Source organism: Ruegeria sp. CH10 (assembly GCF_056537125.1).
This window is the reverse complement of sequence record NZ_JBQFQY010000001.1, coordinates 1,227,453-1,242,560: the sequence shown is the minus strand read 5'-3', so window position 1 is coordinate 1,242,560 and position 15,108 is coordinate 1,227,453. Positions and strand designations below refer to the sequence as shown.

Annotated in this window: 15 protein-coding genes; 14 read left to right on the top strand and 1 reads right to left on the bottom strand. The window is 58.7% G+C overall.

Annotated elements, in window-relative coordinates:
- Window positions 1-69: 69 nt before the first annotated feature.
- The 6 genes from secY to rplQ all read left to right on the top strand — a co-directional run bounded on the left by secY (window position 70) and on the right by rplQ (window position 4,730).
- On the top strand, window positions 70-1,434 hold the full coding sequence (gene secY / locus ACRZ94_RS06095) for a preprotein translocase subunit SecY (RefSeq protein ID WP_480796903.1): 1,365 nt from the start codon (window positions 70-72) through the stop codon (window positions 1,432-1,434).
- Complete coding sequence (locus ACRZ94_RS06090; RefSeq protein WP_480796902.1) at window positions 1,431-2,078, top strand: adenylate kinase; 648 nt, start codon at window positions 1,431-1,433, stop codon at window positions 2,076-2,078. Before secY ends, ACRZ94_RS06090 begins: the two co-directional genes overlap by 4 nt.
- A 211-nt stretch (window positions 2,079-2,289) precedes the next feature.
- Window positions 2,290-2,658 carry a 30S ribosomal protein S13 gene (rpsM, locus tag ACRZ94_RS06085; RefSeq protein ID WP_170332212.1) on the top strand — a complete coding sequence of 123 codons (369 nt, stop codon included), beginning with the start codon at window positions 2,290-2,292 and terminating at the stop codon, window positions 2,656-2,658.
- A gap of 15 nt (window positions 2,659-2,673) precedes the next feature.
- The gene (rpsK, locus tag ACRZ94_RS06080) at window positions 2,674-3,063 is read left to right on the top strand and encodes a 30S ribosomal protein S11 (RefSeq protein ID WP_008757289.1); all 390 of its coding nucleotides are present in this window, start codon (window positions 2,674-2,676) and stop codon (window positions 3,061-3,063) included.
- A 114-nt stretch (window positions 3,064-3,177) separates the two neighbouring features.
- A complete protein-coding gene (locus ACRZ94_RS06075; RefSeq protein ID WP_480649825.1) occupies window positions 3,178-4,194 on the top strand; it encodes a DNA-directed RNA polymerase subunit alpha in 1,017 nt (338 codons plus the stop codon).
- 116 nt (window positions 4,195-4,310) lie between these two features.
- Window positions 4,311-4,730: a 50S ribosomal protein L17 gene (rplQ, locus tag ACRZ94_RS06070; RefSeq protein WP_480649827.1), complete on the top strand. Its 420-nt coding sequence runs from the start codon at window positions 4,311-4,313 to the stop codon at window positions 4,728-4,730.
- 57 nt (window positions 4,731-4,787) lie between these two features.
- Here the strand turns inward: rplQ and ACRZ94_RS06065 are convergent, their stop codons facing one another.
- Window positions 4,788-5,771 (bottom strand): TAXI family TRAP transporter solute-binding subunit, encoded by a 984-nt coding sequence (locus ACRZ94_RS06065; RefSeq protein ID WP_480649829.1) that lies wholly within the window; start codon window positions 5,769-5,771, stop codon window positions 4,788-4,790.
- A 142-nt stretch (window positions 5,772-5,913) separates the two neighbouring features.
- On the opposite strand from ACRZ94_RS06065, the gene ACRZ94_RS06060 reads away from it, so the two are divergent.
- The 8 genes from ACRZ94_RS06060 (at window position 5,914) to ACRZ94_RS06025 (ending at window position 15,104) form a co-directional block, all read left to right on the top strand.
- A complete protein-coding gene (locus tag ACRZ94_RS06060) occupies window positions 5,914-7,299 on the top strand; it encodes a trypsin-like peptidase domain-containing protein (protein ID WP_480649831.1) in 1,386 nt (461 codons plus the stop codon).
- Window positions 7,296-8,606 (top strand): replication-associated recombination protein A, encoded by a 1,311-nt coding sequence (locus ACRZ94_RS06055; protein ID WP_480649833.1) that lies wholly within the window; start codon window positions 7,296-7,298, stop codon window positions 8,604-8,606. The genes ACRZ94_RS06060 and ACRZ94_RS06055 overlap by 4 nt, the downstream gene beginning before the upstream one ends.
- 95 nt (window positions 8,607-8,701) lie before the next feature.
- Entirely contained in the window at window positions 8,702-9,745 is a 1,044-nt protein-coding gene (locus ACRZ94_RS06050; RefSeq protein ID WP_480796901.1) for an RluA family pseudouridine synthase, read from the top strand.
- Window positions 9,742-10,413, top strand: a complete 672-nt coding sequence (locus ACRZ94_RS06045) for an HAD-IA family hydrolase (protein WP_480796900.1) — start codon at window positions 9,742-9,744, stop codon at window positions 10,411-10,413. Before ACRZ94_RS06050 ends, ACRZ94_RS06045 begins: the two co-directional genes overlap by 4 nt.
- Window positions 10,414-10,417: 4 nt before the next feature.
- Window positions 10,418-11,125: an ATP12 family chaperone protein gene (locus ACRZ94_RS06040; protein WP_480796899.1), complete on the top strand. Its 708-nt coding sequence runs from the start codon at window positions 10,418-10,420 to the stop codon at window positions 11,123-11,125.
- Between the two features lie 208 nt (window positions 11,126-11,333).
- On the top strand, window positions 11,334-12,350 hold the full coding sequence (locus tag ACRZ94_RS06035) for an amino acid ABC transporter substrate-binding protein (protein WP_480649841.1): 1,017 nt from the start codon (window positions 11,334-11,336) through the stop codon (window positions 12,348-12,350).
- A 128-nt stretch (window positions 12,351-12,478) separates the two neighbouring features.
- Window positions 12,479-13,747: an amino acid ABC transporter permease gene (locus ACRZ94_RS06030; RefSeq protein ID WP_480649843.1), complete on the top strand. Its 1,269-nt coding sequence runs from the start codon at window positions 12,479-12,481 to the stop codon at window positions 13,745-13,747.
- A 1-nt stretch (window position 13,748) separates the two neighbouring features.
- Complete coding sequence (locus ACRZ94_RS06025; protein ID WP_480649845.1) at window positions 13,749-15,104, top strand: amino acid ABC transporter permease; 1,356 nt, start codon at window positions 13,749-13,751, stop codon at window positions 15,102-15,104.
- The last annotated feature ends 4 nt before the right edge of the window (window positions 15,105-15,108 follow it).

Sequence of the window (15,108 nt, the reverse complement as noted above, 5' to 3'; positions counted from 1 at the left end):
GAGTTTTCCTAGACGCCGCCCGAGCCGGAAAACGGTTCCGGGCGGTGTTTTCATAAGAGAGACCGATTTATGGTATCAGCAGCAGAACAAATGGCAGCCAACACAAGCTGGGCTGCTTTGGGCAAAGCCACCGATCTGCGCAACCGCATTCTGTTCACGCTTGCATTGCTGATCGTCTATCGTCTGGGCACCTTTATTCCGGTTCCGGGCATCGACGGCCAAGCACTGCGCGAGTTCATGGAGCAAGCGGGGCAGGGCATCGGCGGCATGGTTTCGATGTTTACCGGCGGGGCGCTGGGGCGGATGGGTATTTTTGCCCTTGGCATCATGCCCTATATTTCGGCTTCGATCATCGTGCAGCTGCTGACATCCATGGTTCCCGCGCTCGAGCAACTCAAGAAAGAGGGTGAACAGGGCCGCAAGAAGATCAACCAATATACCCGTTTCGGCACCGTGGCGCTGGCCACTGTACAGGCTTATGGTCTGGCGGTTTCGCTGGAGTCGGGCGATCTGGCGACCGATCCGGGCATGTTCTTCCGCATGTCGACCATGATTACGCTGGTCGGCGGTACCATGTTCCTGATGTGGCTGGGTGAACAGATCACCGCGCGCGGCATCGGTAACGGTATCTCTCTGATCATTTTCGTTGGCATCATTGCCGAAGTTCCGGCCGCGCTGGCGCAGTTCTTTGCCAGCGGTCGCAGCGGTGCGATCAGCCCCGCTGTGATCGTGGGTGTGATCGTGATGGTCATCGCCGTGATCACATTCGTGGTGTTTATGGAACGGGCCTTGCGCAAGATCCACATCCAGTATCCGCGCCGTCAGGCCGGCATGAAAGTCTACGAGGGCGGCTCCAGCCACCTGCCGGTTAAAGTAAACCCGGCAGGCGTGATCCCGGCGATCTTTGCCAGTTCCTTGTTGCTGCTGCCGGTGACGATCTCGACCTTCTCGTCAGGCGCGACCAACGGGCCGGTCATGTCGTGGCTGCTGGCCAACTTTGGCCCCGGACAGCCGCTGTACCTGCTGTTCTTCGCCTCGATGATCGTGTTCTTCGCCTATTTCTACACGTTCAACGTGTCGTTCAAGCCGGACGATGTGGCGGACAACCTGAAAAAGCAGAACGGTTTTGTGCCGGGTATCCGCCCGGGCAAGAAAACCGCCGAGTATCTGGAATACGTGGTCAACCGCGTGCTGGTTTTGGGTTCGGCCTATCTGGCGGCGGTCTGTCTGCTGCCTGAAATCCTGCGCAACCAGTTCGCCATCCCGTTTTACTTTGGCGGCACCTCGGTTCTGATTATCGTCTCTGTGACCATGGATACGATCCAACAGGTTCAAAGCCACCTGCTGGCGCATCAGTACGAAGGGCTGATTGAAAAGTCCCAACTGCGTGGCAAGAGCAAGAAACGCGGTAGAAAGGCTCCGTCCCGTCGATGAACATCATTCTTCTCGGCCCCCCGGGGGCAGGCAAAGGCACGCAAGCACGTCATCTGGTTGAAACCCGCGGCATGGTACAGCTGAGCACTGGTGACATGCTGCGTGAGGCCAAGGACAGCGGCACCGAAATGGGCAACCGCGTGGCCGAGGTGATGGCCAAGGGGCAGCTTGTAACAGATGAGATCGTGATCGGCCTCATCCGCGAAAAGCTGGACGCTGGTGCCGAGGGTGGTTTTATCTTTGACGGTTTCCCCCGCACGCTGGCGCAGGCCGATGCGTTGGGCGAGTTGTTGGAGAGTACCGGCAATAACCTTGACGCAGTGATCGAGATGGAAGTGGACGATGCGGCGCTGGTCCAGCGGATCACGGCGCGTTCTACCTGCGGCGGTTGTGGTGAGGTCTATAACGACATCACCAAGCCGATCCCGGCGGATGGCAAATGCACCAATTGCGGCAAAGAGAATGACTTCAAACGTCGTGCGGATGACAATGAGGAAAGCCTCAAGACCCGCTTGATGGAGTACTATAAAAAGACCTCGCCGCTGATCGGCTACTACTATGCCAAGGGTCAGCTGACCAAGATCAATGGTCTGGGCGAGATCGACGAGGTTCAAGAAGCAATTTCCAGCGCGCTGGACTCCTAGGAATACTCGTAATTGAATATGGGCTTGACGGCGTGGCCAAAAGCCCATATCGACCCCCATCCCTAAAGGGAATCAAGACCGCGTGAGGGATTCGTCCTAACCGCCCCGACCACCTCGAATAATACTGGACCCTCTGGCGTCACTGCCACGGTCAGGTGTTGTGAAAAAAGGTTCCGGAGTTACGGAACCGCAACAAAAAGGAAAGTGACACGTGGCACGTATTGCCGGCGTAAACATCCCGACTGCAAAGCGGGTACCAATCGCCCTCACATATATCACCGGAATCGGCAACACCTCGGCCAAAGCGATCTGCGAAGCCGTAGGCATTGAAGCGACCCGTCGCGTCAATGAACTGTCCGACGCCGAAGTTCTGAAAATCCGCGAATACATCGACGAAAACTTCACCGTTGAAGGTGATCTGCGTCGTGAAGTTCAGATGAACGTCAAGCGCCTGATGGACCTGGGCTGCTACCGCGGTCTGCGTCATCGCCGCAACCTGCCGGTTCGCGGTCAGCGTACCCACACCAATGCTCGTACCCGCAAAGGCCCCGCAAAGGCCATTGCTGGTAAGAAGAAATAAGGGAGGGTCTGACCGATGGCACGTGATAAGACTCGCGTTAAGCGCAAAGAGCGCAAGAACATCGCATCGGGCGTTGCCCATGTGAACTCGACCTTCAACAACACCAAGATCCTGATCTCGGACGTACAGGGCAACGCCATTTCGTGGTCGTCTGCCGGTACCATGGGCTTCAAAGGATCGCGGAAATCGACCCCCTACGCCGCTCAGATGGCTGCAGAAGACGCAGGCAAAAAGGCGCAGGAACATGGCGTCAAGACGCTGGAAGTCGAAGTTCAGGGCCCCGGTTCGGGTCGTGAATCGGCTCTGCGTGCGCTGGCTGCCGTGGGATTCAACATCACGTCGATCCGCGACGTGACTCCGATTGCTCACAATGGCTGCCGCCCGCCGAAGCGCCGCCGCGTCTAAGCGATTTTGAATTGAGCTGGGGCTGTGTTTTTACACGGCCCCAGCACGTCATTTTGAACCTCGGGCGTCTGCACCTTGTTGGTCATGGGGCGCGGACAGGAATGGAGGGATTACATGATCCACAAGAATTGGGCAGAATTGATCAAGCCGACCCAGCTGGACGGCAAGCCGGGCAACGACCCTGCGCGTCAGGCAACCTTGGTTGCTGAACCGCTGGAGCGTGGCTTTGGTCTGACCCTGGGCAACGCGCTGCGTCGCGTTCTGATGAGCTCGCTGCAAGGCGCGGCCATCACCAGCGTTCAGATCGACAACGTCCTGCACGAGTTCTCCTCGGTCGCGGGTGTGCGTGAAGACGTTACCGACATCATCCTGAACCTCAAGGGTGTTGCCCTGCGCATGGAAGTCGAAGGCCCCAAGCGCCTGTCGATCAATGCCAAAGGCCCCGCAGTTGTCACCGCTGGCGACATCAGCGAAAGCGCTGGCATCGAGGTTCTGAACCGCGATCACGTCATCTGCCACCTGGACGATGGCGCCGACCTGTTCATGGAACTGACCGTCAACACCGGCAAGGGTTATGTCTCGGCTGAGAAGAACAAGCCCGAAGATGCACCCATCGGCCTGATCCCGATCGACGCGATCTATTCGCCGGTCAAAAAGGTTGCCTATGACGTTCAGCCGACCCGTGAAGGTCAGGTTCTGGACTATGACAAGCTGACCCTGAAGATCGAAACCGACGGTTCGATCACGCCGGAAGACGCGCTGGCTTTTGCCGCGCGCATCCTGCAGGATCAGCTGTCGATCTTCGTCAACTTCGACGAGCCGGAATCGGCTGGTCGCCAGGACGAAGACGATGGTCTGGAGTTCAACCCGCTGCTGCTGAAGAAAGTCGACGAGCTGGAGCTGTCGGTCCGTTCGGCAAACTGCCTGAAGAACGACAACATCGTCTATATCGGCGATCTGATCCAGAAGACCGAAGCCGAGATGCTGCGCACTCCGAACTTCGGCCGCAAGTCGCTGAACGAGATCAAGGAAGTGCTGTCCGGCATGGGTCTGCACCTCGGCATGGATGTCGAGGACTGGCCGCCCGACAACATCGAAGATCTGGCCAAGAAATTCGAAGACGCGTTCTAAGCGCGTCTTCTCAAATGCCCGGGGTTCCGGGGACTGTATGGGCGATGATGCCCCAAGGAGAGCCGGTGACACGCATCGCCGGCCAGACAAAGCAAAACGCAAGAAGGAATTGAAAAATGCGTCACGCACGTGGTTACCGCCGCCTGAACCGTACTCATGAGCACCGCAAGGCTCTGTTTGCGAACATGGCTGGCTCGCTCATCGAGCATGAGCAAATCAAAACGACCCTGCCCAAGGCAAAAGAACTGCGCCCGATCATCGAAAAGCTGGTCACTCTGGGCAAACGCGGCGACCTGCACGCCCGCCGTCAGGCCGCAGCACAGCTGAAAGAAGACAAAGACGTCGCCAAGCTGTTCGAAGTTCTGGGCCCTCGCTACGCCGAGCGTCAGGGCGGTTATGTCCGCATCCTGAAAGCGGGCTTCCGCTATGGCGATATGGCGCCGATGGCGATCATCGAATTCGTGGATCGTGACGTCGACGCCAAAGGCGCGGCTGACAAGGCCCGCGTTGCTGCGGAAGACGCCGCAGAAGAATAAGAAAGCATCGCTTTCAAATGAAAACCCTCGCGTCCTGAACGCGGGGGTTTTTCTTTTCTACCTGATCCATCCTTGTTCCCGATAATACCGCTCTGCACCCGGATGCAGGGGGGCAGGTAAGCTGTCACGGATCATCGCTGATGGCGTCAGCCCGCTCAATAAGGGGTGCTGTTGCTTAAGGTTGTCCAGGTTCTCAAAGGTGAATTTAACAAACGCATAAGCATCTTCTTCTGGCAATTGCGTGTCTGTTAAGAACGCCATTTTGTAAGCTATTGTTTGTGTGTGAGTGTCTTGCGTTAGGTAGGCATTTCTGGGGATTAGACTTTTACTGATGTAGCTGTGGTTCTTGGTCATTGCGTCGATGCGATGGTCCGAAAAGCTGATCAGGCGGATGGGGCAGGATTCTGAAAAATCCTTCATCCAGCCGGAAGGAAAAGTGACCGCTAACGCGACAGCATCAATCCTGCCGATACAGAGCAGATCGCCCAGCTTTTTCGTCCCACCGTGTGGTAAGTTTGAAAAGCCTGAGAAGTTCCAGTCGCGGTTCCGAAGTAGGTCTCTCATCAAAGGGACTGCAAGCCCACCAATGGCCACCGATTTTCCGTTGAGATCGGTGAACCTTTTGATAGGTGCGTCTTCTTTGACGAATATATTTAAAGCCATGCTATGGACTGAGAACAAAGATCGCAGCTCTGTATCCGGCCCCACGTTTTTGTATTGCCTGAACCCAAGCAATGAATCGCGAACCTCATCGGAACGGGCAATGACAATATCGTATTTATCTCGCCGCAAGCCATGTAAATTTTCGACGGATCCGCTGGATCTGGCCGCGCGGCATCTGTAGCCGTCTGCGTGTTGGGCAAATGAGGTGCAGACTTCCTTGCTGACACTGAAGTCCACGCTTCCTTGTGGGCCACTTCCTATTATCAGCTTGGGTCCGGCCAAAGCGGTCAGCGGGAGCACTGCCATCAAACCTGCCGTAAGTATTAGCCGGGATGCCATTGTAACAAGACGTTTAAGTAAATCCGATTTTTCCGACATAATTCAACTGCTTCGTTACTTTGAGGTTCCGCCGACACTTTCAATCCTTCGCATCCAAGTCAACGCGATGAATTTACCAACACGCTTGCATTCCCCACACGGGCCTCGCATATCCGATGGGCAGTCAATCGACGGAATGGTCATGCGAAAAACCCTGTGCTCACTGCTGCTGGCGACACTGGCCATGACAGCCCATGCCGAAACCAAAGTGCCCACATCCCAGGCCGAGATCAGCCTCGGGTTTGCGCCGGTGGTCAAAGAGGCCTCGCCCGCGGTCGTCAATATCTATGCCAAGATCGTGCGGCAGGGGCGTGGCAACACGCTGTTTTCCGACCCGTTCTTTCAGGATTTCTTTGGCCGCGGCTTCAATGAGCCGCGCCAGAGGGTACAGAACTCGCTGGGGTCTGGTGTGATCCTGTCGGATGATGGCTTTGTGGTGTCGAACTATCACGTGGTCGGGACGGCCACGGAAATCAGGGTGGTCACAACGGACCGGCGTGAGTTTTCGGCGCGCGTGGTTCTGGGCGACGCGGAAAGCGATATTGCCATTCTGCAACTGGAAGAGGCCAAAGACCTGCCTTTTCTGCACCTGCGCGATTCCGACCATGTTGAAGTGGGGGAGCTGGCGCTCGCCATCGGCAACCCCTTTGGCGTGGGGCAGACGGTGTCGTCGGGCATTATCTCGGGGCTTGCGCGCACCGGGACGGCCACGGGAAATGGGCGGGGCTATTTCATTCAGACCGATGCGGCGATCAATCCGGGCAACTCGGGCGGCGCGCTGATTGATGTGAATGGCGATCTGATTGGGATCAATACCTCGATCCTGACCCGTTCGGGCGGGTCGAACGGTATTGGTTTCGCGATCCCGGCCAATCTGGTGGCCGAGTTCCTGCGGCAGGCCAAAGACGGCAATGACAGCTTTGTCAGCCCGTGGGCCGGTATGGCGGGCCAGCACATGAGCGCGGACATTGCCGAGTCTCTGGGTCTTGTGATCCCCATGGGCGTGGTGATTTCCGATCTGCACCCGCTGAGCCCGCTGGCCGATGCGGGGCTGCGTGTGGGTGATGTGGTGACCCATGTGGACGGGGATGAGGTCAACTCACCCGCCGAGATGAAGTTTCGCATGTCCGTGGCCGGGGTGGGCGGCACGTCTATCGTGACCCGGCTGCGCGGCGACGCGCAGGAGGATATCGAAATCGCGCTGGTCAAAGCACCCGAGGTTCCGGCGGCCGAGGAAACCCTTCTGGACGACCGAACCGTCATGCCGGGGCTGAAACTGTCGCGGATCAATCCTGCGGTCATTGCCCGGATGGGGTTGCTCCTGTCGCAAACCGGTGTGGTCGTGGTGGATGCGGGCCCCTATGGCGGCCGGTCCGGATTGCGCCCGGGCGACGTGATCGACAGCGTCAATGGCACACAGGTTGAGCGCCCCGCCGATGTGGTGAGCGCGCTGACCGATCCGGGGCGGCGGATCAATCTGAGCATTCTCAGGGGCGGTCGTCAGATCTCGTTGCGGTTCCGGCTGTGAGCGATCTGTTCGACACCGGGGCCGACCAGCCCGCGCCGTCTGCGCATCGTCCGCTGGCAGATCGGTTGCGCCCGCAGACCCTGGCCGAGGTGATCGGGCAGGAGCAGGTGCTGGGGCCTGATGCGCCCTTGGGGGTGATGTTGGCGTCGGGCAGCTTGTCCAGTCTGGTGTTCTGGGGTCCTCCGGGTGTTGGCAAGACGACCATCGCACGGCTGCTGGCGCAGGAGACCGACCTGCATTTTGTTCAGATCAGCGCGATTTTCACGGGCGTTCCCGACCTGAAAAAGGTGTTCGAGGCCGCCAAGATTCGTCGCCAGAACGGGCAGGGCACCTTGCTGTTCGTGGATGAGATTCACCGTTTCAACAAGGCCCAGCAGGACGGGTTTCTGCCGCATATGGAGGACGGCACGATCCTTTTGGTGGGGGCGACGACCGAGAACCCCTCGTTCGAGTTGAACGCCGCTGTGCTCAGCCGGGCGCAGGTGCTGGTGCTGGAACGCCTCAGCCTTTCCGATCTGGAACGCCTGACCCAGCGGGCCGAGAAAGAGTTGGGCCGCGCGCTGCCCCTGACCGGCCCCGCGCGCGAGGCGTTGCAGGAAATGGCCGATGGGGACGGGCGGGCGTTGCTGAACCTGATCGAACAGGTTGCGGCTTGGAAGGTGGATGCGCCGCTGGACCCGGATGCGTTGTCGACCCGTCTGATGCGGCGCGCGGCGAAATACGACAAGTCCGGGGATGAGCATTACAACCTGATCTCCGCCCTGCATAAATCGGTGCGCGGATCGGACCCGGACGCGGCTTTGTACTGGTTTGCCCGGATGCTGACTGGGGGTGAAGATCCGCGCTATCTGGCGCGTCGGATTACGCGGATGGCGGTTGAAGATATTGGGCTGGCCGACCCGCAGGCGCAGGCGATTTGCCTGCAATCATGGCAGACCTATGAACGCCTTGGCAGCCCCGAAGGCGAGCTGGCGCTGGCGCAGGCGCTGGTTTATCTGGCGCTGGCCCCCAAATCGAACGGCGCCTATGTGGGCTACAAGGCGGCGATGCGGCTGGCCAGGCAATCCGGCAGTGAACCGCCGCCCAAACACATCCTGAACGCGCCGACCTCGCTGATGAAGGATCAGGGCTATGGCGCGGGTTATGCCTATGATCATGATGCCGAGGATGGGTTCTCGGGCCAGAACTATTTTCCGGACGGGATCGAGCGGCCCGAGCTGTACCAGCCGGTCGAACGCGGGTTCGAGCGCGAGTTGAAAAAGCGTCTGGACTATTTCGCCAAGCTGCGGGCGCAGCGCAACGGTTGACTCTTTGTCCATGGCGCGCCACAGACGCGCATGTTTTCAAAGGCACCGAATGGCATGCAATCCGCGCGGACCCGCCGCGTGAAGGGGATATCGGTATGAGTGGCGTACAAATGATCACCGTGGCAGAGGGTGACGGCGACCAGCGGATCGACCGTTGGCTGCGCCGCCTGTTCCCGCATGTCAGTCAGGGGCGCATCGAAAAGATGTGCCGCAAGGGTGAGCTGCGCGTTGAAGGCGGACGGGTGAAAGCCTCGACCCGGCTTGAGGTTGGGCAGGTCGTGCGCGTGCCGCCCTTGCCCGATGCGGATCACAAACCGGCTGAGGTCAAGCGCCGTATCTCGGATGCGGATGCAAAGATGATCCAGTCCTGTGTGATCTATCGCGACGATCACGTTCTGGCGCTGAACAAACCGCATGGTCTGCCGGTACAGGGCGGCAGCGGCCAGACCCGCCACGTGGACAGCCTGTCCGAGGCGCTGCGCTTTGGCTATGATGAAAACCCCCGTCTTGTGCACCGCTTGGACAAGGACACCTCTGGCGTATTGCTGCTGGCGCGCACCCGGGATGCGGCCAAGGGGCTGACGGCGGCCTTCCGGCATCGCGACACGCGCAAGATTTACTGGGCTTTGGTGGCCGGTGTGCCGACCCCCTATCTGGGTGAGATCAAGACCGGTCTGGTTAAGGCTGCTGGTCACGGCAAGCACGGCGAGGGTGAAAAGATGATCCCCGTCCACCTCAACGACGTCAACGACACGCCGGGCGCGAAACGGGCCCATACACTCTATGCCACGCTTTACCGAGTGGCCGGTCGTGCGGCCTGGGTCGCGATGGAGCCGATCACCGGCCGCACCCACCAGTTGCGGGCGCATATGGCGGCGATCGGGCATCCGATCATTGGCGATGGGAAATATGGCGGCTCGGGTCAGGAAAATCTGGGCGATGGCTGGGGGGCGCAGCTGGGCGGGATCATCAGCAAAAAGCTGCACCTGCATGCACGGCAGGCAAGCTTCCAGCATCCGGTAACGCGCAAGACCATCACCGTCACGGCGCCCTTGCCCGATCATATGAAACACAGCTGGGACACATTCGGCTGGACCGAGGATCTGGCCAAAGACGACCCGTTCGAGGAATTGCAATGAGCGCACCCTTGCGCCTGGTTCTGTTCGATGTCGATGGCACTCTGGTCGACAGTCAAGGCAGCATCGTCGCAGCGATGACAGTCAGTTTCAGGGCTTTGTCTTTGCCTGTGCCGGATCGAAAGGCGATCCTGTCGATTGTGGGTCTGTCTCTACCTAACGCGATGGCGCAACTGGCGCCGGATTGTTCAGACAGTGTTCAACACTCTCTGATCGAGGGATACAAGCGGGCTTATCACGCGCACCGTCTGGAACAGGGGGTCGCCAGTTCGCCGCTTTACCCCGGTGCGCGCGAAGTGATCGAGGCATTGCATGCGGTGCCCGAGGTGTTGTTGGGCGTTGCCACCGGTAAGTCTAAACGCGGGCTGGATGCGTTGATCGAAGGGCACGGGCTGGAACGCTATTTCGTCACCCGGCAAGTTGCCGATCATCACCCGTCAAAGCCGCACCCATCAATGATTGATACCGCCCGTGACGAGACCGGGGTTGAGGCCGTAAATACGGTCATGATCGGAGATACCCGGTTCGACATGGACATGGCCCGCGCAGCCGGGGTTGCCGGTATCGGAGTGACCTGGGGTTATCATGGCCGGTCCACTCTGGATGGGGCAGCCCGCATAATCGAAACCTTTGACCAGTTGCCCGCCGCGCTGGATGAAATCTGGACCTGACATCATGAGTGACTGGAAACCCAAACGCTTCTGGACCGAAAGTGCGGTTGTCGAAGCCGAGGGCGGCTATACCGTGGAACTGGACGGTCGCCGCGTGAAGACGCCGGCAAAGGCGGGTTTGATCCTGCCTACTCAGGACATGGCCCAAGCAGTTGCCGCTGAGTGGGACGCGCAGGAAAAGGTAATAGACCCGACCGTGATGCCCTTTACCCGGTCGGCCAACGCAGCGATCGACAAGGTGCACCACCAACACGCCGAAGTTGCGGATATGCTGGCCGACTACGGCGATTCGGACCTGTTGTGCTATCGCGCGACGCACCCGCAAGAGTTGCAGGACCGCCAGGCCGAGCAATGGAATCCTGTTCTGGACTGGGCGGCAGATGCGTTATCGGCGCGGCTGATCCCGGTGGTAGGCGTTTTGCATCAACCACAGCCCGAGGCCGCGCTGACCACACTTCGTCAACGGGTTCATGGGTTTAACGACTTCCAGATGGCGGCCTTTCACGATCTGGTCAGCCTGTCAGGGTCGCTGATCCTTGGGTTTGCTGCCGCCGAAAGCTGGCGCGATGCGGAACAGATCTGGCGGATTTCACGGTTGGATGAGCTGTGGCAGATCGAACAATGGGGCCATGACGACGAAGCTCATGCCGTTGCGGAAACAAAAAAAGCAGCTTTTCTGCACGCCAAACGGTTCTTTGACCTCTCTGAGTGATCCTTCAGAGCCGGTTTTTCGAACCTCTGACGAGTCATCTCTGGATTGACCCATCGTTTTCCCTGATCGGGGCCTTGACGTTTGTTTATGAATGCGCCCAAACTCATGCCCACTAAAGGGGAGACACCTTTGGGGAAACCTTATCGGTGCCAGAGGTGCCGGACAGAACCGCCTCATGATCGGGGCGGACAATCAGGAAGAGGTAAAAATGAAAAAATCCGTAATCTTGGGCGTGGCAACCATCGCCGGCCTGGCTGCTGGTGCAGCTGCGGCGGGGACTGCCGATGATGTCAAGGCACGCGGCAAGCTGAACTGCGGCGTGGCAAGCGGTGTTCCCGGTTTTGCCAGCCCGGATGCCAACGGTGAGTGGCAAGGTTTTGACGTGGCTGTCTGCCGCGCAGTTGCCGCCGCTGTTCTGGACGATCCGACCGCAGTAGAATTCATTCCGACCACCGGTAAAACACGTTTCACCGCGCTGGCTTCGGGCGAGATCGACATGCTGGCCCGTAACACCACCTGGACCTTCAGCCGTGACGTCGACCTGAAATTCGAATTCGTCGGCATCAACTATTACGATGGTCAGGGCTTCATGGTTCCCAAGGCTCTGGGCGTCAGCTCGGCCAAGGAACTGGACGGCGCGACTGTCTGCATTCAGACCGGTACCACCACCGAGCTGAACCTGGCGGATTTCTTCCGCATCAACAACATGAGCTACGAGCCGGTTCCGATCGAAACCAACGCCGAAGCTCAGCAGCAGTACCTGGCGGGTGCCTGCGACGTCTATACCACCGACGCTTCAGGTCTGGCCGCAACGCGTGCCACCTTTGAAAACGCCAATGATCACGTGATCCTGCCTGAAATCATCTCGAAAGAGCCGCTGGGCCCGCTGGTCCGTCACGGCGACCATGAATGGGGTGATGTTGTCCGCTGGACTCTGAACGCGCTGATCGCGGCAGAAGAAATGGGTGTGACCTCGGCCAATATCGATGAGATGGCCGCTGGCACCGACAACCCCGAAGTGAACCGTCTGCTGGGCAGCGAAGGCACTCTGGGTGAGATGCTGGGTCTGGACGCAACCTGGGCACAGCGCGCGATCAAAGCCGGTGGTAACTACGGTGAAGTATTTGCCAAGAACATCGGTGAAGAAACCCCGATCGGTCTGGCACGCGGCCTGAACGCACAGTGGACCGATGGCGGTCTGCTGTACTCGCCGCCGTTCCGCTAAAACCCACGGAAAAGGGCGCAGGGCAACCTGCGCCCTTTTTCCATCCATAACAAACACGCCCGCATAGATTGAACGAAGAACAACTTCGTCGGCTAATGAAACGGGATGCACGGGGAAAAACATAGGTCATGACGACACTCACTGACCCGCCGAAGGAGCACTTCCGGCTGTCGATGCTCCTTTACGATACGCGGTATCGATCTGCGACCATTCAGGTCATTGCTCTGATCGGTTTCATGCTTTTGGCAGCCTGGCTTGTTTCAAACGCTATTCACAATATCGAAGCATTGGGCAAACCTGTTGGCTTTGACTTTTTCAGCCAGCCAGCCAGCTACGATATCAACCAGCGGCTGCTGGAGTATGACTCGCGCGATACCCATTTGCGCGCAGCGCTTGTTGGTCTGTTAAACACGCTGGTTGTTGCCGTGCTGGGCTGTATCACCGCGACGATCCTTGGTGTGATCATCGGTGTTCTGCGCCTGTCCAACAACTGGCTGATTGCGCGCATCATGACGGTGTATGTCGAGATGTTCCGCAATGTGCCGGTCCTGCTGTGGATCGTGTTCGCCATGGCCATCCTGATCGAAAGCCTGCCCGCGCCACGCGCGTTCCGGGGCGAGGACCCCGAGGCAACGATGAAGCTGTTCGACTCGGTCGCCATTACCAATCGCGGGGTTTACATCCCCGAGTTTCTGTTCTCGCGCAGTTTGGGTGACATCCACTTCTTTGGCACCTCCAGCCTGCGCTTTGACGTTTCACTGGACCTGATCGCGTTTCTGATCGTGATTGGCGGCAGCATCTTTGCCATGCGCAAAGTGTCGGCCTGGGCCAATGCAACGCAGGAGAAAACCGGCGACCGTCCGACCACCTGGCATATCCAATTGGGCCTTCTGTTCGTACCATCAGCCATCCTGCTGACCGCGCTGGGTTTCCACCTTGGTTATCCTGAGCTGAAGGGGTTCAACTTCACCGGTGGCACTCATCTGCGGAACTCGCTGATTGCCCTATGGCTGGCCTTGTCGCTGTACACGGCGGCGTTCATCGCCGAGATCGTCCGTGCCGGTATTCTGGCTATCTCGAAAGGTCAGACCGAGGCCGCATCTGCGTTGGGTCTGCGCCCGAACCGCACGATGCGTCTGGTGATCCTGCCGCAGGCGCTGCGCGTGATCATCCCGCCGATGATCTCGAACTATCTGAACCTGACCAAGAACTCGTCTCTGGCGATTGCGGTTGGATATATGGACATCACGGGGACGCTGGGCGGCATCACCATGAACCAGACCGGCCGCGAGCTGGAATGCGTTCTGCTGCTGATGCTGATTTACCTGTCCATCTCGCTGAGCATCTCGGCGGTGATGAACTGGTACAACAACCGTGTCAAACTGGTGGAGCGGTAATATGAGTGATGTTTCATTTGTCCGCACGGAAATGCTGCCGGAACAGGCACCACCGGCCTCTGAGGTTGGGGTGCTGGGCTGGATCAGGCATAACCTGTTCTCAAGCTGGTTGAATGCGATCCTGACAATCCTGTCGCTGGCTCTGATCTACTACGTGCTGTCGAACATCCTGTCGTGGACGTTCGAATCCGTCTGGAATGCCAATTCCCTTTCGGAATGCCGCGAGATCATGATGGCCACATGGGGCGACACCCACGGCCATGCCTGCTGGGGCGTAATCAAGGACCGGTGGCTGCAGCTGCTTTATGGTTTCTACCCGCCTTATCCGGCGCATCCGGATGCAACATGGTCGAACCCGCCTGAAAGCGGTGGCTGGCCTGCCTATTTCCGGCCAAACCTGACCTTTATCCTGCTGATCGTTGCCATCGCACCGGTGCTGTTCACCAACGTGCCGCGCAAACTGCTGATCGTCACAGCGGCCTATCCGTTCCTGTTGCCCTGGCTGATGTGGGGCGGATCGATCTGGGGGCCGCTGATGGTCGCTGCGGGACTTGCTATCGGTTACTTTGCCTACAAGCTGGCGCTGCCAGTTGCAGGGTCGCTGATTGCGCTGATCCTTGCTGTGGCTCTGCCGATCCTGTGGTGGTTGTTTGCGGCTGGCGCAGTGGCGGATGCCATCAATTCGGTCATCCCGATTGGCATCGCCACGGTCGAAAGCCGTGATTTTGGTGGCTTCATGCTGGCGATCCTGCTGGGGGTTGTGGCCATTGGTGTCTCGCTGCCCATCGGCATCGTACTGGCGCTGGGCCGTCAGTCGGATCTGCTGATCGTCAAATACCTGTGCGTGGGCTTTATCGAGTTCATCCGGGGCGTTCCGCTGATCACGCTGCTGTTCGTGGCTTCGCTGCTGCTGAACATCTTCATGCCGCCGGGCACCAATTTCGACATCATCCTGCGGGTGATGATCATGATGACCCTGTTTTCGGCTGCCTATATGGCCGAGGTGATCCGGGGTGGTCTGGCCGCCCTGCCGCGTGGACAGTATGAAGGGGCCGACAGTCTGGGCCTGAACTACTGGCAGGCGCAGCGGCTGATCATCATGCCTCAGGCGCTGAAAATCTCGATCCCGGGCATCGTGAGCACGTTCATCGGTATCTTCAAGGATACGACGCTGGTGTCGATCATCGGTCTGATTGACGTGATTGGATTGTCCAACGCGATCCGCGCCGATACCGCCTGGAATGGCGTCTACTGGGAGCTGTTCGCCTTTATCGGCGTCCTGTTCTTTGTCGTCTGCTTCTCCATGTCCCGTTATTCCATGTATCTTGAGCGCAAGCTCAATACTGGCCACCGTTAAGGAG

Bases quoted from the DNA above. Each gene is read 5' to 3' on its own strand.
- ACRZ94_RS06030 (WP_480649843.1), top strand. From the start codon at position 12,479: ATGACGACACTCACTGACCCGCCGAAGGAGCACTTCCGGCTGTCGATG.
- ACRZ94_RS06065 (WP_480649829.1), bottom strand. From the start codon at position 5,771: ATGTCGGAAAAATCGGATTTACTTAAACGTCTTGTTACAATGGCATCC.
- ACRZ94_RS06045 (WP_480796900.1), top strand. From the start codon at position 9,742: ATGAGCGCACCCTTGCGCCTGGTTCTGTTCGATGTCGATGGCACTCTG.
- rpsK (WP_008757289.1), top strand. From the start codon at position 2,674: ATGGCACGTGATAAGACTCGCGTTAAGCGCAAAGAGCGCAAGAACATC.
- ACRZ94_RS06060 (WP_480649831.1), top strand. From the start codon at position 5,914: ATGCGAAAAACCCTGTGCTCACTGCTGCTGGCGACACTGGCCATGACA.
- ACRZ94_RS06090 (WP_480796902.1), top strand. From the start codon at position 1,431: ATGAACATCATTCTTCTCGGCCCCCCGGGGGCAGGCAAAGGCACGCAA.
- ACRZ94_RS06050 (WP_480796901.1), top strand. From the start codon at position 8,702: ATGAGTGGCGTACAAATGATCACCGTGGCAGAGGGTGACGGCGACCAG.
- ACRZ94_RS06040 (WP_480796899.1), top strand. From the start codon at position 10,418: ATGAGTGACTGGAAACCCAAACGCTTCTGGACCGAAAGTGCGGTTGTC.
- rplQ (WP_480649827.1), top strand. From the start codon at position 4,311: ATGCGTCACGCACGTGGTTACCGCCGCCTGAACCGTACTCATGAGCAC.
- secY (WP_480796903.1), top strand. From the start codon at position 70: ATGGTATCAGCAGCAGAACAAATGGCAGCCAACACAAGCTGGGCTGCT.
- ACRZ94_RS06025 (WP_480649845.1), top strand. From the start codon at position 13,749: ATGAGTGATGTTTCATTTGTCCGCACGGAAATGCTGCCGGAACAGGCA.
- ACRZ94_RS06035 (WP_480649841.1), top strand. From the start codon at position 11,334: ATGAAAAAATCCGTAATCTTGGGCGTGGCAACCATCGCCGGCCTGGCT.
- ACRZ94_RS06075 (WP_480649825.1), top strand. From the start codon at position 3,178: ATGATCCACAAGAATTGGGCAGAATTGATCAAGCCGACCCAGCTGGAC.